This is a genomic window from Curvivirga aplysinae, from assembly GCF_009711445.1.
In the GTDB taxonomy this organism is placed as follows: Bacteria; Pseudomonadota; Alphaproteobacteria; order UBA8366; family Aestuariispiraceae; genus Curvivirga; species Curvivirga aplysinae.
Window position 1 is genome coordinate 1 of sequence record NZ_SMMC01000086.1, and the last position, 6,127, is coordinate 6,127.

Annotated in this window: 7 protein-coding genes; 3 read left to right on the forward strand and 4 right to left on the reverse strand. The window is 42.6% G+C overall.

All coding sequences use genetic code 11. The features are described from left to right. Both grpE and hrcA read right to left on the reverse strand, forming a co-directional pair. Positions 1-632 (reverse strand): nucleotide exchange factor GrpE (gene grpE, locus E1160_RS01735; protein WP_155153264.1); only part of this gene is annotated, 632 nt, incomplete at its 3' end. 115 nt (positions 633-747) lie between these two features. Then, positions 748-1,791, reverse strand: coding sequence for a heat-inducible transcriptional repressor HrcA (gene hrcA / locus E1160_RS01740; protein ID WP_155153265.1), 1,044 nt, complete (start codon positions 1,789-1,791; stop codon positions 748-750). Positions 1,792-1,941: 150 nt separating this feature from the next. Here hrcA and rph point away from each other — a divergent pair, with 150 nt between their 5' ends. From rph to hemW, 3 genes are read left to right on the forward strand one after another with little or no spacing between them, the layout of a single operon-like run. Further along, on the forward strand, positions 1,942-2,676 hold the full coding sequence (gene rph / locus E1160_RS01745; protein WP_155153266.1) for a ribonuclease PH: 735 nt from the start codon (positions 1,942-1,944) through the stop codon (positions 2,674-2,676). A 12-nt stretch (positions 2,677-2,688) separates the two neighbouring features. Then, entirely contained in the window at positions 2,689-3,297 is a 609-nt protein-coding gene (rdgB, locus tag E1160_RS01750; RefSeq protein ID WP_155153267.1) for an RdgB/HAM1 family non-canonical purine NTP pyrophosphatase, read from the forward strand. Positions 3,298-3,315: 18 nt separating this feature from the next. Then, positions 3,316-4,458, forward strand: a complete 1,143-nt coding sequence (hemW, locus tag E1160_RS01755) for a radical SAM family heme chaperone HemW (RefSeq protein ID WP_155153268.1) — start codon at positions 3,316-3,318, stop codon at positions 4,456-4,458. A gap of 10 nt (positions 4,459-4,468) precedes the next feature. Here hemW and E1160_RS01760 read toward each other — a convergent pair whose 3' ends face one another. Then, entirely contained in the window at positions 4,469-4,819 is a 351-nt protein-coding gene (locus E1160_RS01760) for a hypothetical protein (RefSeq protein ID WP_155153269.1), read from the reverse strand. Between the two features lie 86 nt (positions 4,820-4,905). Next, complete coding sequence (locus tag E1160_RS01765; RefSeq protein WP_155153270.1) at positions 4,906-6,057, reverse strand: HD domain-containing protein; 1,152 nt, start codon at positions 6,055-6,057, stop codon at positions 4,906-4,908. Between the last annotated feature and the right edge of the window lie 70 nt (positions 6,058-6,127).

The window sequence follows — 6,127 nt, forward strand, 5'->3', positions numbered from 1 at the left end:
GTATCTACAGATTCTACATTATCTGGTTTTTCTTCTGGTGTGCCTTTAGCAACAGCGACCATCGCAGGACGCAAGAGACGTTCATTTAAAACGTAACCTGGTTGCATCACATGAACCACAGTTCCTGCTGGTTGACCTGAATTTTCAACCTCTGTCATCGCTTGATGAAGTTTATAATCAAACTTTTCACCTTCAGGGTTTATATATTCGATTTTATTTTTGCCAAAGGCGTCTTGTAACATTTTTTCTGTCATTTCGACGCCAGTGATGAAAGTTTTAATTTGTTCATCCGCAGATTCTTTTGCTTCATCAGACAAAGATTCCATAGCGCGTTGTAGATTATCTGCAACAGGCATCAATTCTTTTGCCAAAGGACTTACCGCATATTTGGCCATATCGGTTTTTTCTTTATCTGTACGGCGGCGAATATTTTCTATTTCAGCCAAAGCACGCATCAGACGATCTTTTAACTCGGCATTTTCTGCTTGCAGTTTTTCTATAACCTCAAAGCCGTTTTCTTCTGTCGCTGTTGTGTTTTCTTCCACAACAACTTCTTCTGCAGCTGTTTCAGCTTCTTGATTTTCCACAGGGTTTTCTTGGTCCATCATGTCTTTAGATCTCTTTTTAAACATCTTGATATCTGATTGAATTACTCAACAGCAGCTATTCAGCCTAAAACTGCCGACATTTCAACAAAAATTTGGTGATACCCAAATTACGAATTCTTGCCGTTTATATAGGGTGTCCTTACTTCTGACGCAACATTTGACTGACAACTTTTGCTGTATAATCCACCATAGGAATAATACGAGCATAGTTCATGCGGGTTGGTCCGACCACACCAATGGTGCCGATAATCTGTTCTTCACTGTTTCGATACGGGGAAATAATCATGGAACAGCCGGTCACAGAAAAGAGTTCATTTTCTGCACCAATAAAAATTTGAACCCCAGCGGCATCTTGGGTGAGGTCTACTAAACGAAGCAGGTTTTCTTTTGTTTCAAGTGCCGTGAAAAGCGTACGAATATTTTCTAAATCACCCAAAGCATTAATATCTTGTAATAGGTTTGATTGGCCGCGCACAATTAATACGCCATCGTCACTGGTATCCGACCAAGTGGCAAGACCAGCCTCGACTAATTTTGTTGAGAGTTCATGAATGGCTGCTTTGTTGGACCTGATCTCTTTTGCAATAACAGCTTTGGCTTCCGTCAAACTTTGACCGATTAATTTTGAAGATAAATAATTTCCAGCTTCAATTAATATAGAAGGGGTTACACCAACAGGTAAGTCAAGGACCCGATTTTCTACCTGACCTTCTTCTGTCACCATGACTACCAGAGCGCGCCCTGGTCCAAGACTGACAAACTCCACATGTTTAAGACGTTGCTGTTCTGTCTTTGGGGCGACAACTAAGCCTGCGCAGGCACTCAGGCCCGACATAAGATTGCCTGCTTGTTCTAAAACTTGATTAAAAGACGCGCCATTGGTTTTACATTGGGCTTCAATTTGAATGCGTTCCTCATCCGTAAGATTTCCGATTTCCAAGATACCATCTACAAACAGGCGCATACCAAGGTCGGTTGGTAAACGACCAGCAGATACATGAGGTGCATAAAGCAATCCATATTCTTCCAAATCCGCTAAGACATTCCGAATAGTGGCAGGGCTGATATTTTCGTGAAGTTTTTTAGAAAGCGTTCTGGAACCGACAGGGGCGCCTGTTTCAACATAGGATTCAACGACCAGTTTTAATATTTCTCTTGAGCGGTCATTGAGGTCTGAAATCATGAAAAGGTCATCCTTTTGCGGTATTAATTGTCTTTTTTATAAGAGTGCAGGTTTATTCCCGCTTTGCAAGCGTGTTAGGCTTGTCCCAGCTGCTTTCGCAGCTTATAGAAAGGCCAGTTTAACATATTCGTTTATTTTTGGAGTATTTTTATGACTGAAACACATCGTCCTTCCGGTCGCGCTTTGGATGAAATGCGTGTGATTGAGCTGGAACCGGATTTTAGCCCTTATGCAGAAGGGTCCTGTTTGGCGAAGTTTGGGAATACTCATGTTCTTTGTACCGCAACAGTTGAAGATAATGTACCACCATTTTTGCGTAATTCCGGTCAAGGTTGGGTGACTGCGGAATATGGTATGTTACCGCGTTCTACACATAGTCGTATGGATCGTAAACGCACCGCGGCAAGTGGTCGTACACAGGAAATTTCACGTCTTATCGGGCGTAGTTTACGTGCAATCACAGTGATGGACGGGTTTGGGGAACGTCAGGTTCGTGTGGATTGTGATGTGATCCAGGCAGATGGTGGTACTCGTACTGCCGCTATCACAGGCAGCTATGTAGCGCTTCATCTGGCCTTTGAACATCTTAAAAAACTGGGTGTGATCGAAGAAATTCCATTGAAATCCCACGTGGCGGCAATTTCTTGTGGTATTTTTGAAGGGGAAGCTGTGCTTGATCTGGATTACCCAGAAGATAGTAATGCCGGGGCAGATGCCAATTTCGTTTTGACAGATAAAAACGGCATTGTTGAAATTCAGGGCACCGCAGAAGAAGACCCATTTAGTGAAGAAGAATTCTTAAAACTTCTAGGTTTGGCGAAAAAAGGCGTGAAAGAATTGGTAGAGGCCCAGAAGGTTGCTATTGAGAAATCTCTTTCAGCATAAGGTATTTGATAAATGAAATCTTTACGTGGTCAAAAAATGGTTATTGCCACTCATAACAAAGGCAAGGTTCCAGAAATAGCAGCTTTGCTGGAGCCTTATGGGGTGGAAGTCACATCTGCAGGGGAACTTGGAATTTCCGAACCAGAAGAAACTGAAGCAACCTTTAAAGGCAACGCATTATTAAAAGCACATCATTCCGCCAAGGCCTCTGGTTTACCTGCTTTGGCAGATGATAGCGGTCTTGCCGTTGAGGCATTAGATGGAAAACCGGGTATTTATTCAGCACGTTGGGCGGTAAAAGATGGCGTCCGTGACTTCAGCTATGCCATGGAAAAAGTAAATGATGAGTTAGGCGATAGTGATAATCGCACAGCCCGTTTCATTTGTGCCTTGGCATTGGTTTGGCCTGATGGTGAAGAAGTTTGCGTGGAAGGTTTCGTGGAAGGCGATATCATTTGGCCTGCGCGCGGAGATAAAGGTTTTGGCTATGATCCTGTGTTTCAGCCAAAGGGATTTGATATCACTTTTGCAGAAATGGAACCTCAGCGTAAACATGAGATGAGCCATCGTGCAGATGCCTTCAAGAAATTGGTCGAGCTCGTTTTCGCAGATGACAGATAAGGCGGAATTCATTTTATCATGTCTGATCTTCCTGAAATTGCCTTATATGTGCATTGGCCTTTTTGCCAATCTAAATGCCCGTATTGCGATTTCAATTCCCATGTGCGTGATCAAGTTGAGCAGGATCAATGGCGGCAAGCCTTGGTTCGGGAATTGGATCATGCGGTTCAGGAAGCTGGCCCCCGCCAATTAAAATCTATTTTCTTTGGGGGAGGAACACCTTCCTTAATGCCACCGGAAACCGTGGCCGCAATAATTGAGCGGGCAAAATCTAGCTGGCAGATCACTGATGATTTAGAGATTACTTTGGAAGCTAATCCAACCTCGGTGGATGTGGGACGTTTTCATGGTTATCGTGATGCAGGCGTGAATCGTCTCTCCCTAGGTGTGCAAAGTCTTCAGCCAGATGTTTTAGAGTTCTTAGGTCGCCTTCATAACGTGGACCAGGCACGCCAAGCGATTGAATTGGCAAGTGATTTGTTTGATCGTTACAGTTTCGATCTGATTTATGCACGCCCAAATCAAACCATTCAGGCTTGGCGAGAAGAACTAAACGATGCGCTGGCATTAGCAGGCGATCATCTTTCTCTTTATCAATTAACTATTGAACAAGGTACTGCCTTTTATACGAAACACCGCCTTGGTGAATTTAAAATGCCGGACGAGGAATTAGCAGCTGAGTTTTATGAGGTAACCCAAGAGATGATGGAAGCATCTGGTCGTCCTTCTTATGAGATCTCTAATCATGCAAAACCGGGACAGGAATCTCGTCATAATCTAGTTTATTGGCGCTATCAGGATTATGCAGGGATCGGGCCGGGGGCTCATGGGCGTCTTAAAATAAAGGGACAGAAATCGGCTGTCCTTCGTCATCGATTACCGGAAAAATGGTTGGGCGCTGTACAATCCTATGGTCATGCAACTCGTGAAGTCATTTCGGTTGATCTACAAGAGCAATTTCAAGAAGCCTTATTGATGGGATTACGGTTACGCGAAGGTGTACCTGTTTCTCGTTTGAAAGAAATTGGCGATTTTCTTCAACAGGATCGATTAGATATTTTGTGCGAAGAAGGATTAGTTATCCAGAGCGATGATAAAATTTTGGCGACCGAGGAAGGCCGCCAACGCCTGAATGCCGTGTTAGACTATTTATTAAACTAGTCGTTTATAATCAGGATGGTTTTGGTTCCTGAGCTGCGTTTACAATAGCAGTGTAAAGGCTATTGGCACGTTCACGGTTTAGTTGGCCTAAATCTGTAGGTGGTGTTAAGGCATCTAGCATCTGTTGGATATCTGCATCGGAAATCACATTGTTTCGCAGCATTGCAGCTGTGATTGCTGCCAAACCCAACATTGCTGCATTACCTTCATGTTGAAGATGTTCCAAAGAACGGATTGAAGTTTTGATGGTTTTCAATTCCTCTTTCAATTCTTCATTACCTTGCATGGCAAGTTCAACACGTTCCAAGGCCACAGCTAACTGATTAATGCTGACACCCGTGGTTGAGATATTATCATTCATGGATTGGTCTCTTATACTTATCTTCAAGTCAGGGCTGATGTATAGGATTAGAAAGCGATTAGCAAGTCAGGCCGACAAGGCAGGTGTTAAACATCACCCATGCAACCATCTAATACCATTTCCTTAAAACGATAATAGAACCCTTCTTCAATATGATCACCGACCATATTATCCATAATAGAAAGGGCCTTTTGAGGGATCATCGCCTGTTTATATGATCGTTTATCGGTAAGGGCAGAATAGATATCCATAATCGCAGATATCAAGCTTAAATCATCCATCTGGCCGCCTTTTAAGCCGTTTGGATATCCTGTTCCATCAATTTTTTCATGATGGCGTTCTGCAATATTAATAACTTCTTTGGGAATACCGGGTGACGCACGTAGAATTGATCCTGATAGGATCACATGTTTTTTCATCTCAACCCATTCTCTTTCATCAAGCTGACTTGGTTTTTCAAGAATTTCGATTGGTGTATTTCTTTTGCCAACATCATGCATTAGCCCCCCCTGAGCTAAGAGTTCCATATCGGTTTTTCCAAGCCCAAGTTCTGCACCAAAGATTGTCATTAATGAAGAAACCTTCAAGACATGAACAAATGTATAACCATGATGACGTTTCAACATATCTACTACATTGCGAAGATCATGGTTACCGGCGGCCTCTACAAGAACCCTTGAACAATCTTCATAAAGTTCCGGTTTGATGATGCTACTGGTATTTTCCGCATCAAACATTTTACGGATAGAACTTTTTGTTACTTTTAATACGCTTTGCTGAAGCGGGTTTAGTTCTAACCAATGACCTTCAGCTGCTACATCACAAACTTCCCATAATTGACTTAGGAAATGGGCCGGATGAAAAGGGGCAGACATGCTATTTTCACAGAACTCTCGTATTAGATCGAGACTTTCAGCGACTTGTTCAGTATTACCTATAAATAGAGTGGGTAGAGATGAAAGGTCTTTTTCTTTTCTTTCTTCATGGATGCGTTTTACGATTTCAAAGCCAGTAATACCAGGCATGTCGGCTTCGATTACAGCAGCATCATATTTTTCTTGGGCACCATGTTCAACAGCGGCCCAGCCTTGATCAATAACAGAGACTTTTGCACGCAATCTTACAGCCGGAAGGACGGCTTCAAATTTCTTTGGGTTGGAAACCGCAAAGAGTATATGGGTCATTTCTGGCTTGGCCAGTTTATCCGCCTGTTTTTTTACAAGCTGATCCCAAGACATATAGCCTCCAGTTATTCAATTTTCTTAAATCCAAGTATAGAAATATTTTAGTTAAATATAAGTAAACGAC

What these genes read in the sequence shown, in the direction of transcription:
- hrcA (WP_155153265.1), bottom strand. Translation starts at nt 1,791, where the DNA reads ATGATTTCAGACCTCAATGACCGCTCAAGAGAAATATTAAAACTGGTC.
- rph (WP_155153266.1), top strand. Translation starts at nt 1,942, where the DNA reads ATGACTGAAACACATCGTCCTTCCGGTCGCGCTTTGGATGAAATGCGT.
- rdgB (WP_155153267.1), top strand. Translation starts at nt 2,689, where the DNA reads ATGAAATCTTTACGTGGTCAAAAAATGGTTATTGCCACTCATAACAAA.
- hemW (WP_155153268.1), top strand. Translation starts at nt 3,316, where the DNA reads ATGTCTGATCTTCCTGAAATTGCCTTATATGTGCATTGGCCTTTTTGC.
- E1160_RS01760 (WP_155153269.1), bottom strand. Translation starts at nt 4,819, where the DNA reads ATGAATGATAATATCTCAACCACGGGTGTCAGCATTAATCAGTTAGCT.
- E1160_RS01765 (WP_155153270.1), bottom strand. Translation starts at nt 6,057, where the DNA reads ATGTCTTGGGATCAGCTTGTAAAAAAACAGGCGGATAAACTGGCCAAG.